General features: G+C 70.4%; 12 protein-coding genes. 8 read left to right on the plus strand and 4 right to left on the minus strand.

The window, feature by feature from the left end; genetic code table 11:
- Positions 1 to 191 precede the first annotated feature (191 nt).
- On the plus strand, positions 192 to 11,255 hold the full coding sequence (locus tag ABT313_RS10905) for a non-ribosomal peptide synthetase/type I polyketide synthase (protein ID WP_350850993.1): 11,064 nt from the start codon (positions 192 to 194) through the stop codon (positions 11,253 to 11,255).
- Positions 11,256 to 11,687: 432 nt separating this feature from the next.
- On the opposite strand, the gene ABT313_RS10910 is transcribed toward ABT313_RS10905, so the two are convergent.
- Positions 11,688 to 12,629, minus strand: a complete 942-nt coding sequence (locus ABT313_RS10910; RefSeq protein WP_350850995.1) for an ROK family protein — start codon at positions 12,627 to 12,629, stop codon at positions 11,688 to 11,690.
- Between the two features lie 225 nt (positions 12,630 to 12,854).
- Here ABT313_RS10910 and nagZ point away from each other — a divergent pair, with 225 nt between their 5' ends.
- Positions 12,855 to 14,333 (plus strand): beta-N-acetylhexosaminidase, encoded by a 1,479-nt coding sequence (gene nagZ, locus ABT313_RS10915; RefSeq protein ID WP_350850997.1) that lies wholly within the window; start codon positions 12,855 to 12,857, stop codon positions 14,331 to 14,333.
- A 10-nt stretch (positions 14,334 to 14,343) separates the two neighbouring features.
- Here nagZ and ABT313_RS10920 read toward each other — a convergent pair whose 3' ends face one another.
- Positions 14,344 to 15,498: an ROK family transcriptional regulator gene (locus ABT313_RS10920; protein WP_350850999.1), complete on the minus strand. Its 1,155-nt coding sequence runs from the start codon at positions 15,496 to 15,498 to the stop codon at positions 14,344 to 14,346.
- Positions 15,499 to 15,677: 179 nt separating this feature from the next.
- On the opposite strand from ABT313_RS10920, the gene ABT313_RS10925 reads away from it, so the two are divergent.
- From ABT313_RS10925 to ABT313_RS10945, 5 genes are all read left to right on the plus strand, one after another.
- Positions 15,678 to 17,315: a glycoside hydrolase family 13 protein gene (locus tag ABT313_RS10925; protein WP_350851001.1), complete on the plus strand. Its 1,638-nt coding sequence runs from the start codon at positions 15,678 to 15,680 to the stop codon at positions 17,313 to 17,315.
- Between the two features lie 204 nt (positions 17,316 to 17,519).
- Positions 17,520 to 18,647, plus strand: a complete 1,128-nt coding sequence (locus ABT313_RS10930) for a Nif3-like dinuclear metal center hexameric protein (RefSeq protein ID WP_350851003.1) — start codon at positions 17,520 to 17,522, stop codon at positions 18,645 to 18,647.
- A 60-nt stretch (positions 18,648 to 18,707) separates the two neighbouring features.
- The gene (locus tag ABT313_RS10935; RefSeq protein WP_350851005.1) at positions 18,708 to 19,421 is read left to right on the plus strand and encodes a zinc ribbon domain-containing protein; all 714 of its coding nucleotides are present in this window, start codon (positions 18,708 to 18,710) and stop codon (positions 19,419 to 19,421) included.
- Entirely contained in the window at positions 19,418 to 20,551 is a 1,134-nt protein-coding gene (locus ABT313_RS10940; protein ID WP_350851007.1) for a bifunctional RNase H/acid phosphatase, read from the plus strand. The genes ABT313_RS10935 and ABT313_RS10940 overlap by 4 nt, the downstream gene beginning before the upstream one ends.
- 4 nt (positions 20,552 to 20,555) lie before the next feature.
- Entirely contained in the window at positions 20,556 to 21,995 is a 1,440-nt protein-coding gene (locus ABT313_RS10945) for an RNB domain-containing ribonuclease (protein ID WP_350851009.1), read from the plus strand.
- Here ABT313_RS10945 and ABT313_RS10950 read toward each other — a convergent pair.
- Positions 21,984 to 22,550 (minus strand): TetR/AcrR family transcriptional regulator, encoded by a 567-nt coding sequence (locus tag ABT313_RS10950; protein ID WP_350851011.1) that lies wholly within the window; start codon positions 22,548 to 22,550, stop codon positions 21,984 to 21,986. The two genes, ABT313_RS10945 and ABT313_RS10950, sit on opposite strands and share 12 nt — an antisense overlap.
- A 51-nt stretch (positions 22,551 to 22,601) precedes the next feature.
- Between ABT313_RS10950 and ABT313_RS10955 the strand changes: the two genes are divergently transcribed.
- Positions 22,602 to 23,078, plus strand: coding sequence for a GNAT family N-acetyltransferase (locus ABT313_RS10955; RefSeq protein WP_350851013.1), 477 nt, complete (start codon positions 22,602 to 22,604; stop codon positions 23,076 to 23,078).
- On the opposite strand, the gene ABT313_RS10960 is transcribed toward ABT313_RS10955, so the two are convergent.
- Complete coding sequence (locus ABT313_RS10960; RefSeq protein WP_350851015.1) at positions 23,075 to 24,220, minus strand: alpha/beta hydrolase; 1,146 nt, start codon at positions 24,218 to 24,220, stop codon at positions 23,075 to 23,077. The genes ABT313_RS10955 and ABT313_RS10960 overlap by 4 nt on opposite strands.
- Positions 24,221 to 24,275 lie beyond the last annotated feature (55 nt).

Raw genomic sequence — 24,275 nt, forward strand, 5'->3', positions numbered from 1 at the left:
GCAGGCGGAAATACGGGGCTGCTTTCGGTGTGAAGTGAGGCGGGTCTGCCCTGAACCCGCTCCGTCCAGTTCGGGAGGCGCGTGTCCGTGGGTCGCCAACTGGTCGGCGTCTCTACGCTCGTAGCCCGCGTGTGCACGCGTCCCGTCGTACCCCCGCTCGAGTCCCCGGTGCAGTTGGCGGTGGCATCGGCGTGAGAAGCGGTGCAGACCGGCCGGCGATCTCCACCGGGCCGGCATTGATGATTCCCGCCGGCTACCCGCGCGACCTGCCGAGCGCGCTGCTGCGCGCCGCGCGTGACTTCGGCGCCGCCGGCGTGGTCGAGATCGGACCCGACGGCCGCGAGACCAAGCTGGACTTCCCGACCCTGCTCGAGCTGGCCGCCCGGATACTGGCCGGCCTGCGCGCGAACGGCGTACGCGCCGGTGATCCCGCGGTCGTGCACTGCACCGAGCCGGTCGGGTTCTTCGCCGCGTTCTGGGCCTGCACGCTCGGCGGTATCCGTCCGCTGCTGGTCGCGCCGAACCCGGGCGGCGACCGGACCGAGGAAGGCCGCGAGCGGCTCCGCAAGATCACCGACCTGCTCGGTTGGACGGTCCTGATCGGCCGCCCGTCCGACCTGCCGAACGACCTCGGCCTCCCGGTCCTCGACCCCGACGCGATGGCCGGCCACGAGCCGACCTCGGACTTCCACCGCCCCGCCGCGGACGACGTCGCCGTACTGATGCTGTCGTCGGGATCGACCGGTACGCCGAAGATCGTGCAGCTGACGCACCGCGGCCTGGTGGAGTTCGCCGCCGGTACGCCGGCGATGCTGCCGGTGCGACCGGGGCAGACGACGCTGAACTGGTTGCCGCTCGATCGCAGCGGCGCGTTCCTGCTGTACCACCTGCTGCCGGTGTTCACCGGGTGCACGAACATCCACGTGAACACGGACTGGGTGCTCGCCAACCCGCTGCGCTGGCTCGACCTGATGGACCAGCACCGCGTCAACCACTCGTGGTCGCCGAACTTCGGCTACCGGCTCGCGACGGCGGCCGTCGCGGGGGAGCCGGACCGGCATTGGGACCTGTCCGCGCTGCGCAGTCTGGTCAGTGGCGGCGAGCAGATCACCGTGCCGGTGATGTCGGAGTTCTTGCGCGTGACGAACCGGTTCGGCGTCGTACCGGAGACGTTCGTCGCGGCGTGGGGGATGACCGAGACGGTCACCGGGATCACGTTCGCGCGGCCGGGCCTGACGCCGAACGTGCATCGCGTCCGCATCCCACCGACCGGCGTGGTCGAGTGGGTGGACCAGCGGCCCTCGTCCGGCAAGGTCGCCGTCGCCCGCCCCGGCAAGCCGCGGACCGAGATACCAGGTGTGCTGTCGCTGGTGTCGGTCGGGGCGCCGGCTCCCGGTACGACGGTGCGCATCGTGGCACCCAACGGCGCCGTACTGCCCGAAGGACGGATCGGTCAGCTGCAGGTCGCCTCGGCCCGGGTGACACCCGGATACCTCGGGAACCTCGAAGCCGACCGTACGGCGTTCCCGGTGGGCAACTGGCCGGCCCGCAAGTGGCTCGCAACCGGCGACCAGGGCTTCATCACCGGCGGCCAGGTCGTCATCACCGGCCGCGACAGCGAACGCATCATCATGTCCGGCAAGCTCCACTACGCCCACGACATCGAGTCCGTCGCGACGACGGTGGTCGGTGCCGAGCACGGTCTGGTGGCTGCATGTGGCGTCGCTGACGAGGAGTCCGGGACCGACCGGCTGGTCGTGTTCTACGCGCTCACGCCCGGCTCGGTCCCCGGCATGGACCAGGCCATCCGAAGCCTGATCCAGACCCGGTTGGGCCTGCCCGCCCAGGTAGTCGGCGTACCCCGTCGCGACTTCCCCACCACGCCCGGCGGCAAAATCCTCCGCCCCCTGCTGAAACAACGCTGGATCGACGGCACCCTCCTCCAACCCCCCGCCGCCCCCCACGTAGAACCAGCCGGCGCCACCCCCAACTCCGGCCCCACCGGCCAGGGTCCGTCAGCAACGCCCGAAACCACCCCGTACGCCGACGAAGACCCCTCAGAACGCACCACCGAACTCCCGGTAGTCCGCCTGGCCTGGAAACGCGAACTCCAAAACTCCATCCCCACACCCCCCGAACGCCCCACCTTCGGCACCCCCGAACAAGCTCAGCCGTCCGCCAACCAACGGTCTGCGGAACAGCCGCCCACGCCCCAGCCGAGCCCCGACGAACCGTCCGCTGACGAGCCGTCCGCCGAGGTCGCCGCCGCGGAGGCGCTGGACGAGCAGTCGGCTGAGTCCGCTCACGCAGTACCTGCAGCCGAGCCGTCCACCGACCAGGCGCGCGCCGACGAGGCCACTCCCGCGGAGGCGCTGCACGAGCAGTCGTCCGAGTCGGCTCACGCAGTACCTGCGACCGAGTCGTCCGCCAAGCAGCCAGCCGCCGACCAACCGTCTTCCGAGCAGCCGCCCGCCGACGAGCCGTCCGCGGACCAGCCGCGCGCCGACGAGCCGTCTGCCGAGCAGCCGCGCGCCGACGAGGTCACCCCCGTGGAGGCGCTGCACGAGCAATCGGCCGAGTCGGCTCCCGCAGTACCTACAGCCGAGCTGTCCGCGGAGCAGTCGTCCGCGGAGCAGTCGTCCGCGGAGCAGCCGGCCACCGAGCAGCCGTCCGCCGAGGTCGCCGCCGCGAAGGCGCTGGACGAGCAGTCGCCCGAGTCCGCCGACGCAGTACCTGTAGCCGGGCCGTCCCACGACGAGCCGTCCACCGGCCAATCGTCCGCCGAGCAGGTTCGCTCCGACGAGCCGTCCGCGGACGAGCCGCACTCCGACGAGCCGACTGCCGAGCGACCGCGTGCCGAGCAGCCGCCCACCGACCGACCGTCCGCTGAAGAGCCGCGGGCCGACGCCGACGAGTCGTCCACCGACGAGCCGCGCTCCGACGAGGCCACCCAGGCGGAGGCGCTGCACGAGCAGTCGCCCGAGTCGGCTCACGCAGTACCTGCGACCGAGTCGTCCGCCAAGCAGCCAGCCGCCGACCAACCGTCTTCCGAGCAGGTGCCCGCCGACGAGCCGCACTCCGGCGAGGTCACCGCTGCGGAGGCGCCGCACAAGCAGTCGGCCGAATCCGCTGACGCAGTACCTGCAGCCGAGCCGTCCGCCGAGCACCGAGTCGCCGACCAACCGTCAGTGGAGCAGTTGCCCGCCGACGAGCCGTCCGCGGACAAGCCGCGCGCCGACGAGCCGTCTGCCGAGCAGCCGCGCGCCGACGCTGACGAGCCGTCCGGCGACGAGCCGCACTCCGACGAGGTCACCCCCGCGGAGGCGCCGCACGAGCAGTCGGCCGAGTCCATTGACGCAGTACCTGCGGCCGAGCCGTCCACTGACGAGCCGTCCGCGGAGCAGCTGCGCGCCGACGCTGACGAGCCGTCCGGCGACGAGCCGCACTCCGACGAGGTCACCGCTGCGGAGGCGCCGCACAAGCAGTCGACCGAGTCCGCTCACGCAGTACCTGCGGCCGAGCCGTCCACTGACGAGCCGTCCACCGACGAGCCGTCCGCCGAGCAGCCAGCCGCTGACCAACCGTCTGAGCAAGCGCGCGCCGACGAGCAGTCCGCTGACGGGCTGCGCGCCGACGAGCCGTCCGCGGAGCAGCCGCACGCCGACCAACCGTCCGCTGACGAGCCGCGCGCCGAGGCGGACGAGGCGTCGACCGACGAGCCTCGCTCTGACGAGACCACCTCTGCGGAGGCGCTGCGCGAGCAGTCGGCGGAGTCGGCTCACGCAGTACCTGCAGCCGAGCCGTCCCACGAGTCGACAAACTTGCCCGCATCCGACGCCGACACCGTGGCCGACGCACCCGAGAACGCAGAGCTCGAGGCACCCGAGTCCACGGAGTCCGACACCAGCGAATCGGACGAAGCAGGCACCGACGAGGCCGACCCGGCTGAGCCCGACGAGGCCGACAGCTCCGACGAAACCAACACCGCGGAAGCCGACGGAACCGGCGCCGACGAGGCAGACGTGCGTGAGTCCGACGTGCGTGAGTCCGACGTGCGTGAGTCCGACGTACCTGAGGCCGACGAGGCCGAGACTGCTGAGGCCGACGAGACCAGTGCGAGCGGGGCCGACGGAGCTGGCGCCGACGGGGCCGACGTACCTGAGGCCGATGAGCTCGAAGCCGACGAGGTGGGCGAGGCAGACACTGCTGTTGAGGCTGGCACGCAGGATCCTCAGTCGGACGCTGCGGCAGCGGAGGCGGCTGAGGGTGAGCAGGAGACCGGTGCTTCTGAGGCAGAAGCCTCGGAGCAGTTGGTGCCTGACGCTGAGGTTGTCGAAGCTGCGACTGGTTCGAGTGAGGTTGCTGCGGCAGCGTCAGCTAGCCCGGAGGGTGCAGGTGCAGAGGAGGGGCCGACTGCCACCGAGGCTGAGGACTCCGACGACACCGAGGCTGAGGACTCCGAGAACGCAGGGGCTCACGAGGGCGAGGCAACTGACACCGCAGCTGAGGGCACTGCTGCGGCAGCGGACGAGGAGCCGCAGGGACCTGCGACCGAGGCGGCTGAGTCCGAGGTACCTGAGTCCGACGTACCCGAGTCCGACGTACCCGAGTCCGACGTACCTGAGTCCGACGTACCTGCCGCAGCCGCGACTGCGCCCGACGGAGCTGCGGCTCCTGCGCCGGCCGCGCCCGTCGCCTCGGGGCGGGTTGGGGTTGTTGAGCCGGTTGCGGTTGTTGGGTTGGCGGGGCGGTTCCCGGGGGCTGAGGGGGTTGAGCAGTTCTGGGAGAACCTGCTGGGGGGTGTGGAGAGCGTTCGGCGGTTCTCGCCCGAGGAGGTGGGGCAGGGGGACGGGGCGGTTGCGGTTAGTGGGGTTCTGGAGCATGTCGAGTCGTTCGACGCGAAGTTCTTCGGGTTGAGTGATCGCGAGGCGGAGCTGATGGATCCGGCTCAGCGGTTGTTCCTCGAGGTTTGTCATCAGGCGTTGGAGCACGGCGGATACGCGGGTACGTCGGGGCGCGTCGGCGTCTTCGCGGGCTCGGGGATGAACCTCTACAACCGCCAGCACCAGTCGCGCGACTCCCTCGCGACCCGGGTTGCGTACCGTCTCGGTCTCACCGGCCCCGCGATCGGCGTGCAGTCGGCGTGGTCGTCGTCGCTGGTCGCCGTTCACCTTGCTTGTCAGGCGTTGCGTTCGGGCGATGCGGATCTCGCGCTTGCCGGCGCCGCCGCCGTACAGGTGCCTCAGGCAACGAGTTATCACCCGACGCCGGAGTCGATCCTGTCGCCGAGCGGGCATGTCCGTGCGTTCGCCGCGGACGCCGACGGCACGGTCGGCGGCAACGGCGTCGCCGCAGTACTGCTGAAGCGTCTCGACCAGGCCCTCGCCGACGGCGACACGGTGTACGCCGTGATCCGCGGTACGGCGGTCAGCAACGCCGACGCCCCGTCCGGGAACCAGGTCGAGCTGATCGAGCGCGCGCTCGAACGCGCCGGGTTCGACGCCGACACGCTCAGCTACATCGAGGCGAACGGGATTGGCAGCGCGACCGCCGACGCGGCCGAGGTGCGCTCACTGACGACCGCGCTGCGCCGCCACACCGACAAGGTCGGCTTCTGCACGATCGGCTCGGTCAAGCCGAACATCGGCCATCTCGACAGCGCCGCGGGGATGGCCGGCCTGATCAAGACGATCCTGATGCTGCAGCACCGGATGCTGGTCCCGACGATCAACTACACCGCGCCGAACCCGGCCCTCGGCCTCGACGGCAGCCCGTTCGTCATCGGCACCGAGGCGCGCGAATGGACGGCCGACGGTACGACGTTGCGCGCCGGTGTCAGCGCGATCGATGCCGGCGGCACCAATGCGCAGGTGATCCTCGAGGAAGCGCCCCGGCAGATCCGCCGTGGTGACGACGGCCCCGTCGTACTCCCGCTCTCCGCGCCCGACCCTGACGCGCTCGCCGACTTGGTCGAGCTGTACCGCACGGACCTTGACCACGGCACCGGCCACCGCCTCATCGATCTCGCCGGTACGGCGGCGCTCGGTCGCCCCGCGCACCGGCATCGCATCGCGGTCGCGGGCGGCAGCGAGGCCGAGCTGGTCGAGGCGCTCGGGTCTGCACAGGCGACCGAAGTACCGCGTGGTGGGCCCGGCCCGCTGGGATACGCATTCACCGGGCAAGGTGCTGCGCGTCGCGGGATGGCCGCCGGGCTCGCCGCGCGATTCCAGGTGTTCCGGTCGGTGCTGGACGAGTGCGATCGCGTGTACCACGAGGAGACCGGCGGCAGCCTGCTGGAGCTGCTGTTGACCCCAGCGGCCGGTGCTGCGGAAGGCGTGTGGCCGACCGAGACCGCGCAGCCGGCGCTGTTCGCGTTCGAGCTCGCACTCGCGCGGCTGTGGCAGTCGTTCGGTGTGACCCCCGCGCTTGTCGTCGGCCACAGCGTGGGGGAGTACGCCGCTCTGTGTGTCGCGGGCGCGTTGTCGCTGCAGGACGGCGTACGGCTGACTGCGAAGCGTGGCCAGCTGATGCAGCGCGGAACGGTGCCGGGGGCAATGGTCTCCGTGCGTGCGGATGCGGATCGGGTTCGCGAGATCGCGCGTACTGCCGGCGTGGAGGTTGCTGCGGGCAACGGTCCGCAGTCGTTCGTGCTGACCGGGTCCGAGGTGATCGTCGGGCAGCTCGCGGCGCAGCTGGATCGGCTCGAGGTCGCGTGGCAGCGGCTGGACGTCGACCGGGCGTTCCACAGTTCGTTGGTCGACCCAATACTGGCCGACTTTGCCGAGATCGTCGGCGAGATCACGCTGAAGCCGCTGCGGACGCCGATGGTGTCGAGCTGGTCGGGCGATCTGCTCGAGTCCGGGACCGTGCTCGACGGTGACTACCTGGTCGGACAGCTGCGGCAGCCGGTGCTGTTCGGGGACGCGGTCGAGGCCGTCACGGCTGCCGGTTGCCGCCGGTTCCTGGAGCTCGGGCCGGACGCCGTACTGAGCCCCGCCGGTCGCCGGATCGCGCCGAACAGCACGTGGATCCCGGCGCAGCGTCTCGGCCAGGACCCGGTGCTAGCCACGATGAACGGGCTGGCCGAGCTGTACGAGCAGGGCACCGAGATTGCGTGGGCGAAGGTGTACCCGGACGGCGGGCGCGTGCCGCTGCCGACGTACCCGTTCCGTCGCGTGTACCACCCGGTCGACCCGTCGGTGACGGTGCTGGTCGGTCCGGGTACGGCGGTTGCCGGGGACAACAATGTGATAGCGGCGCGCGTGCAGTCGAACGCGTTCGAGCGGGCCGCGCGGGCGCAGGCGCCGGTGTTCGACCCGCCGTCGAACGCGGCCGTGAAGCGGATCCCGCTCGACCCGCCGACGCAGCCTGTGGAGCCCGAGCCGGCGGTGGTCGAGGAGAGCGAGCGGTCGCCGTTCGCACTGCCGGCCGAGACGCACGCGATCGATGCGGACTACCTGACGCAGGCCGGGGCGCTGTCCGGGAGCGAGGCGGAGCGGTACCGCGAGTCGCTGGACGTCGTGCTTGATTCGACGTGCGAGCAGCTGAACCTCGATCCGTACGACCTGACCGTCGACCACACGTTCGCCGAGCTCGGCGCGACGCCGGCGTCGATGGCACCGGTCATCGACGAGATCAACAGCCGCTTCAACGCAGACTTGGCCCCGGACGATCTGTTCCTCACCTACACAACACCCCACAAGCTCGCCACCGCAGTAGCCGTCCAAACCACCAAGCCCGAACCCGCCGAACCGGCAGCCGCCGACCGGGAGACCACCGACCCGGAAGCCGCGGAGCCGAAAGCCACCGAGCGGGGAGCTGCCGAGCCGGAAGCCACCGAGCCAGGAGCGGGCGGAGTCGGTGCTGCGGCGGATGTGGCCGGCGCCGGGACGGATGGAGCTGGTGGCGCGGCGGATGTGGCCGGCGCCGCGGCGGATGGAGTCGGTGCTGCGGCGGATGTGGCCGGCGCCGGGACGGACGAAGCTGGTGCCCCGGCGGACGTGGCTCGCACCGGGGCGGATGGAACCGGTGCAGCGGCGGACGGAGCTGGTGGCGGGGCGGACGTGGTCGGCACGCGGGCGGACGCAGCTGATGCCGCGGATGGTGCTGCGCGTGGCGTCGGTGGCGGGGTGGATGAGGAGTCTCGAGCGGCGCGGGATCCGCGGGCGGCGTTGGCTGTGCTTGGGTCGGGGCTGGCAGAGCTTGCGGCGAAGGTGGACGAGGCTGCGGCGGCGACCAGCGCGGCCGAGCTGCCGGGGAGTGGGATGGCTGCGCTGATGTCGCAGCAGCTCCGCGTCGCCGGCCAGTTGGTCGACGGCGTCACCCAACTCATGCGCGAGCAACTGGCCCTCCTCGGCGACCAACCAGACGAACCCGACCAGACCACCCAAGCCACAGACACCGAGCAGGCCGAGCAGTCGGAGCCGACAGAGCAGACGGACGACGCTGAGCTGTCGACGCAGGACGCGCCGGCAACCGACGAACAGGACGCCGTAGCCGACCGGCAGGATGCTGTCGTAGGTGACGAGCAGGGCACCTCGGCAACCGGCCGGCGGGACGTCGCCGCAGCAACTGACAAGCGGGACGCCTCGGCAGACGATCGGCAGGATGCCCGGCAGGATGCCCGGCAGGAGTCCGTGGCAGCTGACCCCCAGGATGCCCAGCGAGACGATCGGCAGGAGTCCTCTGTAGCCCACCAGCAGGACGTCGCCGCAACGGACGAGCAGGGCGCGCCGGTAACCGACCGGCAGGACGTCGCCGCAGCAACTGACAAGCAGGACGCTGCTGCAAGCGACGAGCAAGGCGCCCCGGCAACCGGCCGGCAGGACGTCGCCGCAGCAACTGACGAGCAGGGCGCTGCTGCAAGCGACGAGCAGGGCGCACCGGTAGCCGGTCGGCAGGACGGAGCGGCAGTCGACCGGCAGGAGGTCCCGGCGGGTGGCGTGAGCGAGGAGTCCTGGGTCGACGACGAGTTGGGGGTCGCGAGCGAGCGGCAGGTGGCCTCTGACGAGCGGCGTGGGGATCTGGCGTACTGGAATCAGGTGTTGGGTGGGGCCGAACCGTTGGTGTTGCCTGCGGATCATGTGCGGGCCGCGGGCGACGATGCCGTTGCCTCGGTCAAGCAGGAGCTTGAGGAAGAGGTTGGCGACGCCGTCTTCGCCTTCAGCCGGGAGCGCAAGCTCAGTCCGGTGATGACGATGCTTGCTGCTGTCGCCACCGTGCTCGGTCGGTTTGCCGCGCAGGAGGACGTGACGATCGGGTCGGCGCTCACCCGGCCCAAGGGCGACACCTCGACCGAGCCCCGCCGGGCGCTCCCGTTGCGGATCGACCTGTCCGGTGAGCCGGATCTGGGCGAGCTGGCCCAGCGGATCCGCGACATCACGGCGGGTGCGTTCGACCACGCCGGCACCGACCTCGCCGTACTGGAGCGCGACCCGCTCTTCCAGATCCTGGTCGACTTCGAGGACGGCGACGACGACCTGCCCGCGACCGTCGACCTGCGGTTCCGACTGACCCACCACGGCGCCGGCATCACCTGTACGGCGGACTACCGGCCCGGATTGTTCGAGCAGGCAACGATCGAGCGCCTGCTCGACTACCTCGCCGAAGTGTTGCGCAGGGCAACGACCCGGCCGGACCTCCGGATCCCGCAGCTCGTCATCCCGATCGAGCGGGACCTGAAGGCCCTGCGCGAACTAGAGGCCGACATCGACTCCAGCGGTCCGATCGGCCGTGCCCGGCGTGACGCCGTCGTTGCCGGCGAGCTCAGCGGACTGCACACGCTGTTCGAGCAGCAGGTCGCCCGTACGCCGGACGCGATCGCCCTCGTGCAAGGCGATCGCGAGCTCACGTACGCCGAACTCGACCGCCGCTCGAACGCCGTCGCCTGGCAGTTGGCCGACCTCGGTGTGAAGCCCGGCCAACTGGTCGCCGTACGTGTTGCCCGAGGCACCGAAATGGTCGTCGCGGTCCTCGCCGTACTGAAGTCCGGCGCCGCCTACCTCCCGCTCGACCCCGGCGTACCCGAGTCACGCTGGGCGTTCATGGTCCAGGACGCTTCGGCCGTCGCGCTGGTCGGTGACGACGCCGCACTGGCCGACCGGCTCGGCCTCAGGCTCGTCCCGGTCGCGGCAGTGGACGGCGACCCGCGGGCACGCCAGGCCCCGCCGGTGCGTGCGGCGGCCGATGATGTTGCCTACTGCATCTACACGTCCGGCTCGACCGGGAACCCGAAGGGCGTCATCGTCCCGCATCGCGGCCCGGTCAACCTGGTCCGGCACTACCTGCGGACCCGCCGGTCGCTGCGGACGCTGCAGTGGACGTCGTTCGGCTTCGACGTACACGTGCAGGAGATGTTCACGACGCTGGCCTCCGGTGCGGCGCTCGTCCTGATCGGCGAGGACGACAGGTACGACCCGGACGCGGTGGTCGCCGCGCTGCGCGATCACAACGTCGAGCGGTTGTTCATGGCGTTCAGCCCGCTGACTGCGCTGCTTGCGACCATGCGCCGCCTGCCCGAGCTGCCGGCCCTGCGTGAGATCGTCGCGGGCGGCGAGGCGATGGTGCTGACGCACAAGGTCAGAGACTTCCTCAGCGCGCACCCGGACTGCCGGCTGTTCAACGAGTACGGCCCGACCGAGGCGTCGATCGTGACCACGATCCACGAGGTCGACCCGGCCGAGGACCGGCCCTCGATCGGTCGCCCGATCGAAGGGGTCGTCGTACGCCTCCTGGACGCGGCCCTGCGGCCCGTGCCCGTCGGCGCGGTCGGCGAGATCCACCTCGGTGGCGCGGCCGTGGCGCAGGGTTACCTCGGGCGCCCGGAGGAGACCGAGCACGCGTTCGTTCCGGATCCGGGTCACCCGGGCGCGCGCCTGTACCGCAGCCGCGACCTGGGCCGCTGGCGCGCCGACGGCATGCTCGAGTACCTCGGCCGCGCCGACGACCAGGTGAAGATCCGCGGCCACCGGGTCGAGCCCGGCGAGACCGAGCACGTGCTGGCCGACCAGCCCGGTGTGGTCGACGCGGTCGTCGTCGCGCAGGCGAACCCGGGCGGCGACATCTGCCTGATCGGGTACGTCGTCCTCGAGGACAGCGACCCCGCCGTCCTCGCGCGGTTGATGCTCGACCTGGGCAAGGAACTGCCGATCTACCTCGTGCCGGCCGACCTGATCCCGATCGAGGAGCTCCCGCTCGACGACAACGGCCGCCTCGACCGCACCCGGCTCCCCGAACCCGAGTGGCTCAAGCCCTAGTCCTGAGCGTGAACCCTAGTTCTGCACCGTGGGCGGGGGGTCAGGTTCAGTGACAGCCCTCCCGCAGCCACCGACCGCCGTCCACGATGCAGAACCCGCGTTCGATCTCGTCCCTCCACCAGATCGATCACCCACCAAGTAGGTCGGACGCCTCCTGAACCTCGGTGGTTCCCGACCTGCGGGTCACACGATTGCGGCGGGTGAGTCTCCTCGCCCGCCGCTCACGTGTCCGGTTGATCCAAGGCCCCCCTCGATCAACCGCTCCGGCCGGTCCCAGGCCCCCCTGGACCGTCCGTGGATGACGGTGCCCCCACCCCATCCATCCCTTGAATCGGGTGGAGCAGGGCAGTCGTTACACAGATTGCTGAGATTCGTAAAAATTGCGCAAAGATGCGCGAGATAAGCCTTTCCGAGCCGAGAAACTTGTGTGGTTCAGGCCACCGAGGCCCAGGCCAGGTGTGCGGCGCCGAGCAGGCCGGCGTTGTCCAGCTGGGCCGGCTCCACGGTCAGATCCGCGACGAACGGCAGCTGCGCCAGCCGCTTCACCCAGGCCTGCACCGGGTCGAACAGCACCGGTCCGGCCTTCGCGACCCCGCCGCCGATCACGACCGTGGTCAGATCGACGGTCACCGCGGTCGCCACGATCCCGGCCGCCAGCGCCTGCGCGCCGTCGTCGAAGACCGCCAGCGCCAGCGCGTCACCGGCCGCGGCGTCGGCAGCGAGTACGGCGGCATCCACGTCCTCGTCCGTACGCCAACCGCGCCGCTTCGCCCGCGCGACCATCCGCGGACCGCTCGCATACGCCTCGACGCAGCCGAACGACCCGCACGCGCACGACTCGCCGTCCTGGTCGACCACCACATGGCCGATGTGCGCCGCGTTGCCGGACTGCCCGATCCAGGGCTTGCCGTCGACGACCAGACCGCCGCCGACGCCGGTCGAGACCACGATCCCGAGCAGCGTCTCGGCGTCCCGGCCGGCGCCGCCCCAGAACTCACCGAGCGCGAAGCAGTGCCCGTCCAGCCCGAGCGCCACGGGTACGTCGCCGGTCAGCGCACGCACGCGGTCGACCAGCGGAAAGTTGCGCCACCCGGTGATGTTCACGGGGGAGACCAGGCCGTGCTGCTGGTCGACCGGACCGGCGGAGCCGATGCCGACGGCCAGGGGAGTGACGTCGCCGCGAACGCGCTTGATCAGCTCAGCGAGCGCGGCGAACACCTCATCGGCGTCGCCGCGCGGGGTCAGGATCCGGTCACCGGTGAGAATCGTGCCGTCGGCGGACACCAAAGCGGCGGCCATCTTCGTGCCGCCGATGTCGATTCCCAGCACGGTCTCCCGCGCCATCGCTGCGCCGTCCGTTGTGTCGTCGCTCATCGTCCCCCCGGTCAGGGCGGTCAGGTCGAGAGACAACGTTATCCGTAGTCGGCTCGAACAGACAGAGGTGAATGCAAGTAATCACGGTAAACCCGCAGGAAGACGGCAGTTAACTGCCATGACAGGTCCTGACAACGATGCCCCTCCGGGCGTCCGAAGGCGGCTAATTATTAGCTGTCGGTGACGGGGTGGCGCGCGCCCCCCGCGGCAGGAGAGGGTTGGGGGATGAGTGATCAACTGGATCGGGACGCCGCCGGCTCACTGGTTGTCGGCTTCAGCGGGACGACCGCCACCGACGAGCTCCGGCGGGCCGTCGCCGGCGGACTCGGAGCGGTCATCCTGTTCACGCGCAACGTCGCGGACGCCGAGCAGGTCGCCGCGCTGACGGCCTCGCTCCGGGCGGAGCGCCCGGATCTGATCGTCGCGATCGATCACGAAGGCGGCGAATTCAGCCACCTCGCCCCGGCCAATCCGTGGCCGCTGGCCTCGCCGCGTCTGCTCGGCGACCTGGACGACGTCGACCTGACCCGCGCCTCGGCCCGCGACGCGGCCGCGACGCTCGCTTCCCTCGGCATCGACCTGATGCTCGCCCCGTCGGTCGACGTGAACAGCAACCCCGCCAACCCGATCATCTCGACCCGCTCCTTCGGCCGTACCGCGGACGTCGTCTCCCGGCACGGCGTCGCCTTCGTCGAGGGCGTCCACGAGGCGGGGATCGCCGCCTGCCCCAAGCACTTCCCGGGACACGGCGACGTGGCCGTCGACTCGCACTCGGACCTCCCGCGCGTCGACCGCTCGATCGAGGAGGTCAACGCCGTCGAGCTCGCCCCGTTCCGGGCGACCATCGCGGCCGGCGCCGACGTGGTGATGAGCGCGCACATCGTGTTCTCGGCGTACGACGACCAGCCGGCCACGCTCTCGCACCGGGTGCTGACCGGGCTGCTGCGCGAGGAACTCGGCTTCACCGGAGTCATCACCACCGACGCGCTCGAGATGCAGGCGATCACCAAGAACCGTTCGATCGAGGACGCCGCGGTCGCATCGATCGCCGCCGGCGCGGACCTGGCGATGATCGCGGTCGGTACGGCGGACGCGCAGGCCCTGATCGCGCGCGTGGCCGATGCTGTCCGTGACGGCACGCTCCCCGCCGAGCGTGTGGCCGACGCGGCGGCGCGGGTCCGCGCCCTGGCCGCCTCGCTTGGGCAGCGCACCCGGCAGCCGGGTCTCGACGGTGCGCCGATCCGCGAGGTCGCCGCCCGCGTGGTGGCCGGTCAGACGTTCCCCGCGCTCGGCGGAGCGCCGTACGTCATCGATCTCACGCAGGGGCTGCACCCGGCCTGGAACCCGTACTTCTCCGGCCTCCCCGAGGTCTTCACCCGGGTCGCACCCGGCGCGGACGGCGTCGTACTGCGTGGCCGGCATCGCGAGACCGACGCGGCCGAGCCCGAGGACGACGCGATCGCGAAGGCTGCCCGGGCTGCCGCCGGCCGTCCGCTGGTGATCGCGATCCAGGACGCGGGCCGGACGCCGTGGATGCGCGAAGCGCTCGACCACCTCGTCCAGGGCCACCCCGAGAACGTGTTCGTCCTCTGCACCGGCATCCCCGAGGACCAGGCCGTCGTACCCGCCGGCATCCCCTCGGCAACCACCTCCGGCCGCAACATCGTCGTCCTCGAGGCCGTCGCCCGGGAACTGACCCGCTAGGAGGGCCGGATCACTCCGGCCGCGAGCCCAGCTCCAGGTCGAGGGCGTGTTGTTCGACGTAGTTGAGGGCGTGGCGGACGGCTCCCACGGACACGATCGCGTCGCCGAGGGACGAGACGGCGACGCGGGGTGGGGTGCTGGTATAGCCGGCCAGGTGTTTCTCGAGGTCGGGCAACAGTGCGGCGGCGGCCGCGGCGACCGCGCCGCCGAGGACCACGAGCTCGGGGTTGAACAGGATGCCGACCGTGGCGATCACCCGGGCGGTCCGGGCGGCGATGTCCTGAAGGATGCCTAGGGCAACTGCATCGCCGTCGGCCGCCGCGCTGAACACCTGCTCGGCGGTCACCTCACCGCCGTCGGCCAGCTTGCGCAGCGACGTCTCCACGGACGGGTCCGCGACGGCCGCCGTACCGTTCTCGCGCGCGATCCGCGCGATGCCGTGGGTATCGCCAACCCCCTCGATCAGCTTGAGGAACACCATCTCGCCGGCGCCGCCGCGGCTACCGTGCAGCAGCCGGCCGGAGTCCATCAACCCGGACCCGAACCGCTCACCGGCCAGCAGTACGACGAGGTCGTCGACGTTGCGCGCCTCGCCGCGCCAGTGCTCGCCGAGGGTGGCGAGGTTCGCGTCGTTCTCCAGCAGGACCGGCCAGCCGTGCAGCTCGGTCAGCCGTTTCGCGAGGTCCCCGTCGAAACGCCGCCAGAACTCGTCGTCGACCAGGATCTTCCCCTCGCGGTCGACCGGCGCCGCGACACCGACACCTGCCACCAGCACCTCTTCGTTCGAGACGCCGGCGGACGCGAGCGCCTCGATCACCGTCTCGTGCACGATCTCGGTCCGCTCGGCCGGCTCCTTCACGTCCGCCGCGGACCGCCCGGCCTTGGCGACGGTCTCGCCGCGCAGGTCCGAGACCAGGACGGTGGTCTTCGAGGCGCCGATGTCGATACCGAGCACGTACCCCGCGTGGTTGTTGTACTCGAACCGCCGCGACGGGCGGCCGACCGACGTACGGCCGGGGTCGAGCTCGACCACCCAGCCCATCGAGATCAGGTCGTTGCAGACCGCGTGCACGGTCGCGCGGGTGAGGCCGGTGGCCTCGATCAGGCCGGTACCCGTCATCACCCGGGCACGGGTGAGCACGCCCAGTACCTTGCCCGCGTTCACCCGGCGCAACATCGTCGGTGTGGCCGTCGGCGGGGTAGCCGGTGGTTTTGCCATTGACTCTGCCCTCGAAATTTGGCCCTTGACCTGTCGTCGTACCGACCGCAGAATACATGCAGATTCTAAATTTAGAGCCTATATATAAACCCTGGGTTACCAACAGATTCCGAGTGAGGCGAATCGTGACGAGTCCGAGGACGACGGATCCCGACTGGTGGCGGCAGGCTGTCGTCTACCAGATCTACCCGCGCAGCTTCGCCGACGCCAACGGTGACGGCGTCGGGGACCTGCCGGGCATCATCAGTCGAGTCCCGTACCTGGTGGCGCTGGGGATCGACGCGGTCTGGCTGAGCCCCTTCTACCCGTCCGCGCTGGCCGACGGCGGGTACGACGTCGACGACTACCGCAACGTCGACCCGCGGCTCGGGACGCTGGACGACTTCGACCAGTTGATCGAAGCGCTGCACGCCGAGGGCATCAAGCTGATCGTCGACATCGTCCCGAACCACACCTCGAACCGGCACGAGTGGTTCGTCGAGGCGCTCGAGGCCGCCAAGGGCGAGCCGGCCCGCGAGCGGTACATCTTCCGCGACGGCCTGGACGGCGCCCCCGACCAGCCGCCGTCGGACTGGGAGTCGGTGTTCGGTGGTTCGGCCTGGGCGAAGACCGACGACGGCCAGTGGTACCTGCACATGTTCGCCGCCGAGCAGCCGGACCTGAACTGGCAGCACCCGGAGGTCCGCGCGGACTTCCTGGAGACGCTGAAGTTCTGGTCGGACCGTGGCGTCGACGGTTTCCGGGTCGACGTCGCGCACGCGCTGGTGAAGGACCTGTCCGAGCCGTTCCCGTCGAAGGCCTCGCTGCCGCGGCAGTCGGAGTCCAACGGCAAGCACCCGCTGTGGGACCAGGAAGGCGTCCACGAGATCTACCGCGGCTGGCGCAACCTGCTGAACACCTACGACCCGCCGAAGTCGGCCGTCGCCGAGGCGTTCGTACCGGCCGCCCGCCGGGCCCGGTACGCAAGCGCCGACGGGCTCGGGCAGGCGTTCAACTTCGACCTGCTGCAGGCCGACTTCGAGTACGAGAAGTTCCGCAAGGTGATCGAGGAGAACCTCGCGCTCGCGGAGGAGAACGGCTCGTCGTCGACCTGGGTGTTCTCGAACCACGACGTCGTCCGGCACGCCACGCGGTACGGCCTGCCGAAGAACCCGAAGGGCGGCTGGCAGGACGGTAAGGACTGGCTGCTGAGCAACGGCACCGAGCCGACGGTAGACGTCGCGCTCGGCCTGCGCCGGGCCCGAGCCGCCACCATGCTGATGCTCGCGTTGCCGGGATCGGCGTACCTGTACCAGGGTGAGGAGCTCGGTCTGCAGGAGGTCGGCGAGCTGCCGGCCGCGAACCTGCAGGACCCGGCGTACTTCCGCTCGAAGGGCGCCGAGAAGGGCCGCGACGGCTGCCGGGTGCCGATCCCGTGGACCGTCGACGGGCTGTCGTTCGGCTTCGGTCCGGGCGGGTCCCACCTGCTGCAGCCGAAGTGGTTCGGGGCGTACTCCGTCCAGGCGCAGGAAAGTGACCAGGAGTCGACGCTGAGCCTGTACCGCAAGGCCCTCGCCGTACGGCGTAGTCTGCGCACCGGCAACTCGCTGACCTGGGTCGACGCGACGGACTGGGTCCTGCACTTCACCCGCGACGGCGGCTGGCAGTGCATCACGAACTTCGGCGCGGCTCCGGTCGAGCTGCCCGATGCCGCTGTCGTGCTGTCCAGCGGCCCGCTCGAGGGTGACAAGCTCCCGAGCGACACAACCGCCTGGCTGATCTAGAAGGCAGCCGGGTCTCGAAGACTCGTTCCGGTCAAGCCGTCGGCCCCTGTCGGCGGCCCTCCCCCTGTGACTGGAACGACCCGCCGGAGCGGCGACGTGGTGGATGCGGCGGGGCGGTCGCAACGCCACGCCCACACCGGCGGAACTGGTTGTGGCGGGGGCACCGGGCGGCTGCCCCCGTCACAATCCTGTCAGGATAAGCGCGTGACGACGCTTGCTGATGTGATCTCGGTGATGGATCGGTTGTACGACCCCGCGTGGGCGGAGTCGTGGGATGCGGTCGGGTTGGTGACCGGGGACCCGGAGCAAGAGGTACGGCGGGTCCTGTTTGCCGTGGATCCGATGCGGGGCGTGATCGACGAGGCGATCGAGGGCGGGTTCGACCTGCTCGTCACGCATCATCCGCTGTTGCTGCGCGGGGTGAACAGTGTCGCGACGACCACGCCGAAGGGCCGGGTCGTCAACGACCTGATCCGCGCCGGCGTCGCGCTGCACGTCTGTCATACCAATGCCGACAACGCGAACCCGGGCGTGAGCGACGCGCTCGCCGCCGCGATCGGGTTGCGGGACACGCGGCCGTTGAAGGCGATGCCGGCCGACCCGATGGACAAGTTGGTCGTGTTCGTCCCGGTCGAGGAGACGCCGGCGATGCTCGACGCGCTGGCAAAGGCCGGCGCCGGGCAGATCGGCGACTACGAACGGGCCGCGTGGAGCGGGGTCGGCGAGGGAACGTTCCGGCCGCTCGAAGGCGCGAACCCGACGATCGGCAGCGTCGGCGACATCGAGGTCGTCGCGGAGAACCGCGTCGAGATGATCCTGCCGCGGCGCAAGCGCCGAGCGGTGGTCGAGGCGCTGATCGCGGCGCATTCGTACGAGGAACCGGCGTACGACATCTACGAGCTGGCGCAGCAGCCGAGCGAGCGCGGCGGCGGGCGGATCGGCGTACTCGCGGAGCCGTTGCCGCTGGCCGACTTCGCCCGGCTGGTCGCAGAGAGTCTGCCGCGGACCGAGCACGGCGTCCGTGTCTCCGGCGATCTGGACCGGATGATCGAGACCGTCGCGGTGGTCGGGGGAGCGGGCGATTCGGAGTTCGACCGGGTCCGGTCCGCCGGCGTCGACGCATACCTCACCGCGGACCTTCGTCACCATCCCGCCACCGAGGCGCGCGCGTACGGCGACCCCGCGCTGGTCGACGTCGCACACTGGGCCAGCGAGTGGCCGTGGCTCGCGGATGCGGAGCGACTCCTGCTCGAGGGTCTCGCCGCGCAAGGCAGTACCGTGGACTCTCACATCTCAACACTCTGCACGGACGCATGGACGCTGCGGATCTGAGTACGCCGCCCACGATCGAAGGAGCCGACTCTGAACGCCGAGCCCGCCGTCCAACGCCGGTTGCTGGACCTGCAGGATCTCGACCTGCAGCTGGATCAGGTCGCGCACAAGCGCGCGTCGTTGCCCGAGCACCAGGCGCTCAAGGACCTGACTGCCGAGAAGTCTGTGGTCGACCGTGAACTGGTCACCGCCGACACCGAGGTCAGCGACCTGCAGCGTGAGCAGAAGAAGGCCGACAGCGATGTCGAGCAGGTCCGCCAGCGTCGCGCGCGCAACCAGCAACGGCTCGACTCCGGACAGGTCACCTCGCCGCGTGACCTGGAGAACCTGCAGCACGAGATCGGTTCGCTCGACCGCCGGATCTCCGACCTGGAGGACTCCGAGCTCGAGGTGATGGAGAAGCTCGAGGCCGCCGAGGTCGTGCAGGCCGACCTGCGGAGCCGCGCCGAGGCGTTCGCCGGCCGCCAGTCCGAGCTGGAGACGACCCGCGACGGGGCGCTCAAGGAGCTCGACGAGCAGCGCGCACAGCTCGGCGACAAGCGCGCGGCCGTCGCCGCGGAACTGCCCGAGAACCTGATCGCGCAGTACCAGCGGCTGCGTGAGCACAACGGCGGCATCGGCGCCGCGCCGCTCGTCGGCAAGCGCTGCATGGGCTGCCGGATGGAGCTCGCCCCGTCCGACCTGCTCGCGATCAAGGCCGCCCCGCCGGACGCCGTACTGCGCTGTGAGGAGTGCGGCCGAATCCTCGTCCGTACTTCGGAGAGCGCGGCATGACATACAGCCACGTGATCGTCGAGGCTGACGGTGGATCGCGGGGCAATCCGGGACCGGCGGCGTACGGCGCGCTCGTGCGCGACCCGGCCACCGGTCAGGTGATCGCACAGCAGGGGAGGACGCTCGGCATCGCGACCAACAATGTCGCCGAGTACTCCGGACTCGTGGCGGGGCTGCAGCTTGCCGCGGAGTACGCGCCGAATGCCTCGATCGAGGTGCGGATGGACTCCAAGCTGGTCATCGAGCAGATGGCCGGCCGGTGGAAGATCAAGCACCCGGACCTGAAACCGCTGGCGATCAAGGCGCAGGGTCTCGCGCCGTTCGGCACCGAGTGGACCTGGGTACCGCGCGCGCAGAACTCGGCCGCCGACGCCCTCGCGAACAATGCGCTCGACGGCGTGGACATCCCGCTGACACCGGAGCCGGCTGGGTCGAAACCCTCGAAACCGGCCGTGGCGCAGGAGCCGTCGGACCTGCAGAAGGCGTTGCAGGGCTGGGGTGCGCAGGCCGAGCCGCCGACGCAGCTGATCTTCCTCCGGCACGGCGAGACCCCGCACACCGCGGAGAAGCGCTTCTCCGGTGCCGGCGGCGACGACCCGGCGCTGAGCGACACCGGTCGCGCGCAGGCGGCGGCCGCCTCGGAGTACCTGTCGCGGATCGGCGGGGTCGACGCGCTGGTGACGTCGCCGATGGTGCGCGCCCGGCAGACGGCCGACGCGGTGGCGAACAAGCTCGGGCTAGAGCCGGTCGTCGACGACGGCTGGATCGAGTGTTCGTTCGGCGACTGGGACGGGCACACGTTCGCCGAAGTACAGCAGAAATGGCCGGACGCGCTGAATGCCTGGCTGGACTCGACCTCGGTGGCCCCGCCCGGCGGTGAGTCGTTCGACGCATGTGCGCGGCGGGCGCGGTCGGCGCGGGACGGGCTGCTGGCCCGCTACCCAGGCAAGACCGTCGTCGTGGTCACGCATGTGACACCGATCAAGCTGATGGTCCGATCGGTGCTCCAGGCCCCGATGTCGTCGATGTTCCGGATGGAACTGCGCCCGGCAACCCTCACCGAGATCCACTGGTACGCCGACGGCCTCGCGTCCTTGCGCTCCTTCAACCTGCAGCCCTCGCTACTCTGACCCCATGCCGCTGCAGAGAGTTCACTTCGCCGAGGATGTTCCGGAGGTGTTCCGGGCGTCGTTGCAGGACATCCGGCGCGAGCAGGAGGTCCCGGCGGACTTTCCACCCGAAGTGACGGCAGCAGCCGTGGCAGCGGCGGCGGACGTGCGGCTGCCGAAGCTCGACCGGACCGACATCGAGTTCGTCACGATCGACCCGCCGGACTCGATGGACCTCGACCAGGCGCTTCACATCGAGCGGAACAGAGACAGCGACGGGTACACCGTGCACTACGCGATCGCCGATGTCGCCGCGTTCGTCCAGGCCGGCGACCCGATCGACGTCGAGGCGCGGAAGCGCGGCGAGACGCTGTACGCGCCGGACAAGCGCACGCCGCTGCACCCGCCGGAGTTGTCCGAGGGCGAGGCATCGCTGCTGCCCGACCAGGTCCGGCCGGCTCTGCTCTACACGATCACGGTCGACGCTCGCGGTGAAGGCACCGGTGTCGTGTGCGAGCGTGCGCTGGTGAAGTCGCGGGCCAAGCTCAACTACGCCGGCGTACAGAAAGACCTCGATGCAGGTACGGCGTCCGAGTCGTTGCAGCTGCTCCGCGAGGTCGGGAAGCTCCGCGAGGAACGCGAACTCGAGCGCGGCGGCGTCAACCTGCCGATCCCGGACCAGGAGGTCGTCACCTCCAACCACGGCTGGGGTCTGGAGTTCCGTGCCCCGCTGCCGGTCGAGGGCTGGAACGCGCAGATCTCGCTGCTGACGGGGATGGCCGCCGCGCAGCTGATGATGAAGGGCAAGATCGGCATCCTGCGCACGCTGCCCGAATCGCACGACGACCTGCGGCGCAAGCTCGGCAACACCGCGAAGGCGCTGGGACTCGTCTGGCCCGACGAGACGACGTACGCCGAGTTCATCCACGGGCTCGACCCGAAGGTGCCTGCACACGCGGCGATGCTCGCGGCCTGCACCGTGCTGTTCCGCGGCGCCGGGTACGTCGCCTTCGCGGGGAGCCTGCCGGCCTCGCCGCAGCATGCCGCGATGAAGGCGGAGTACGCCCATGTCACCGCGCCGCTGCGTCGGCTGGTGGACCGCTGGACCGGGGAGATCTGCGTCGCGCTCTCAGCGGGTGCGGAGGTACCGGCCTGGGTGCGCGAGTCGATGGACGAGATCCCGAAGATGATGGACGACGCGGACCGGCGGGCGCACGCCTACGAGCGGTCGATCGTCAGCATGGTCGAGGCAGGGCTGGTCGCGGACCGGGTCGGGTCCGAGTTCGACGGCGTGATCACCGATGTCGACGAGCGGGACCACAACCGCGGCATCGTGGCGCTGTCAGCGGTGGCGATCGAGGGCCGTGTCACCGGTACTGCGTTGCCGCTCGGCAAGCAGGTCCGGGTCAAGCTCGTCGAGGCCGACATCGCCAAGCGGACCGTCGCCTTCGAGCTAGTCGGCTAGATACCCCTCGAGCGCGGCCGTCGTCCGCTCCAGGTCGCCGGTCGCGAGCAGGTCGATCAAGGCGCCGCGGAGCATCGCCAGTACGCCGGTCCGCCGGGCCGCCGACCGGTCGGCATCCGGATCCGGCTGTGTTGCCTTGAGCAACTCGAGCCAGTCGTCGACCGTCGAGCGGGCGAAGTCGGCCCACGGACCCTCGGGTGCGACGAGCGAACGCCCGTACGCCTCGACCCAGAACGTCATCAGCGGCCGGCGCTCCGGAGCGGCCATCCAGGTCCACAACTCGCGCGCGACCACGTCGAGCCCGGGCGGTACGTCGTGCTGCGCCTGGATCCGGCGGAGCAGCTCGAGCTCGTCGGCACGGGCCCGGGCGAGGAGGGCCCGGATCAGGCCGTCCTTGCTGTCGAACAGGAACAGCAGCACGCGCGGGCTGGAACCGATCGCGGTCGCCAGCGGGCGGAGGGACAGATCGGCCAGCCCGTGGGTGAGGGAGTAGGCGTACGCGCGCTCGAGCAGTTCTTGCTGGCGCGCGGAGGGAGCTTCCTTTGTCGTCGGCACGGGGCTAGTATCTCTTACTGAAACAGTCGTGTCAGTAGATCGGGTGGACGAATGATCAGAAAGCTGGGGCAGCCGGGCGATCTCGGCTGGGTGGTGCAGTCGCACGCGGAGATTTACGCGGCCGAGTACGGCTGGAGTGCGCAGTACGAGGTGCTGATCGCGCAGATCGTGTCGGCGTACGCGTCCGACCACGACGACGAGCGCGAGGCGGCATGGATCGCCGAGGTCGACGGGGAACGGGCCGGGAGCATCTTCTGTGTCCGCGGGCCGGACGAGACGACGGCACAGCTGCGGCTGTTGCTGGTGACGCCGGCGGCGCGTGGGCTGAAACTCGGCGCGGCGCTGGTCGATACCTGCCTGGAGTTTGCTCGCGGTGCCGGGTACAAGCGGATGGTGTTGTGGACCAACGATCCATTGGTTGCCGCGCGCCACATCTACCTGTCGCGCGGGTTCCGGCTCACGGCCACCGAGCCACACGAGATGTGGGGCGACGAGTTAGTTGGCCAAACCTACGAGCTGGATCTTTAGGACCGGCAGGCGGGAGCTCCGGGTGACGCGGTCTTGTAGATCGCGTGCGAGAGGAAGGTGTTCAGGTACCCGTTCGTGACCGTGAGGGCGTGGCGCGGGCCGACGCTGCCGAGCGGCAGGAACTTCCTGAGCGGGTAGGCCAGGTAGTAGACGCCGTAGTCGGTGAAATTGAAGTGCCGGCTGCCGGGGATCGTTGCGCACCAGGAGGTGTCGTTACTTGCCTTGAGCAACGACAGCGCGCGGTTGCGGTCCGTGTCGTTCTTCGCGTCCGGGCCGCACACGCTGGTGATACACGAGTCGTCCGCGCCGAGCAGCATGATCGGCGCCTTGACCCCCTTCGTCACCACGTCGCCGAACTGGCTACCGTCCAGGTCGACCGCGGCCGCACAGCGTTGGTCCTGCCGGCAGGCCTCCAACGATGCCGCTCCGCCGAACGAGTGCCCGACGTACGACGGCCCGACCGAGGAGTCGACCGATCCCGGGAGCTGCTTCGCGACCATGCCCGCGGCGAAGCGGGCGTCGGCCGACCAGACCGTGACGAGGTGGTCGCCGACCTGTTGCGAGCTCTCGCTGCTGTCGCCGAGGTTCGACGGGTTCGCTTCCGGTTTGCTCTCGACGACCTGCCCGCCGAGGACGGTGAGGTTCGCGCTGTACGTCGGTGTGACGCCGGCGACGAGGTACCCGTGACTCGCGAGATCCTCCGCGATGGCGGCGTACATCGGGGCGGACAGGCCCATACCCGGCATCAGCACGACGACCGGGAAGCGGCCCGGTGCGACGGCGACCCGGTCGAGGGCGCGGTCCTGCAGGGTGTCGAACGGTCCCTGGAAGACCGAGATCGGTGACTTGAGGTGCAGGCCGTTCCACTGACCCGGGGCGTACTGGACGCGGCGGCCGGTGGTCTCCTTGGCGACCGGGTACCAGAGCCAGACGGCGAGCCTGCGCGGCCCGTCGGCGTACGGGTCGCGGCGCGGCGTGTCCGTCCACTCGAACGTCCGCCGGCCGACCTGGTAGTTCCCGGTCGGCTCCGGCAGCGATACCGGTTCGGACCGCTGGACGAGCACCCAACCGACGTACCCGGCGCCGCCGAGCAGGACGATCAGCAGCAGGATCACGATCCCGGTCCGCATCCGTCTCCGCATGGCTCCAGTTTCTCATCGCCTGCGGGTCGAAACAGGCTCCGACCCACGCGCGCCG

The organism is Kribbella sp. NPDC000426, assembly GCF_040300265.1.
Classification (GTDB): domain Bacteria; phylum Actinomycetota; class Actinomycetes; order Propionibacteriales; family Kribbellaceae; genus Kribbella.

Bases quoted from the DNA above. Each gene is read 5' to 3' on its own strand.
- ABT313_RS10910 (WP_350850995.1), bottom strand. From the start codon at position 12,629: ATGAGCGACGACACAACGGACGGCGCAGCGATGGCGCGGGAGACCGTG.
- nagZ (WP_350850997.1), top strand. From the start codon at position 12,855: ATGAGTGATCAACTGGATCGGGACGCCGCCGGCTCACTGGTTGTCGGC.
- ABT313_RS10940 (WP_350851007.1), top strand. From the start codon at position 19,418: ATGACATACAGCCACGTGATCGTCGAGGCTGACGGTGGATCGCGGGGC.
- ABT313_RS10945 (WP_350851009.1), top strand. From the start codon at position 20,556: ATGCCGCTGCAGAGAGTTCACTTCGCCGAGGATGTTCCGGAGGTGTTC.
- ABT313_RS10955 (WP_350851013.1), top strand. From the start codon at position 22,602: ATGATCAGAAAGCTGGGGCAGCCGGGCGATCTCGGCTGGGTGGTGCAG.
- ABT313_RS10960 (WP_350851015.1), bottom strand. From the start codon at position 24,220: ATGCGGAGACGGATGCGGACCGGGATCGTGATCCTGCTGCTGATCGTC.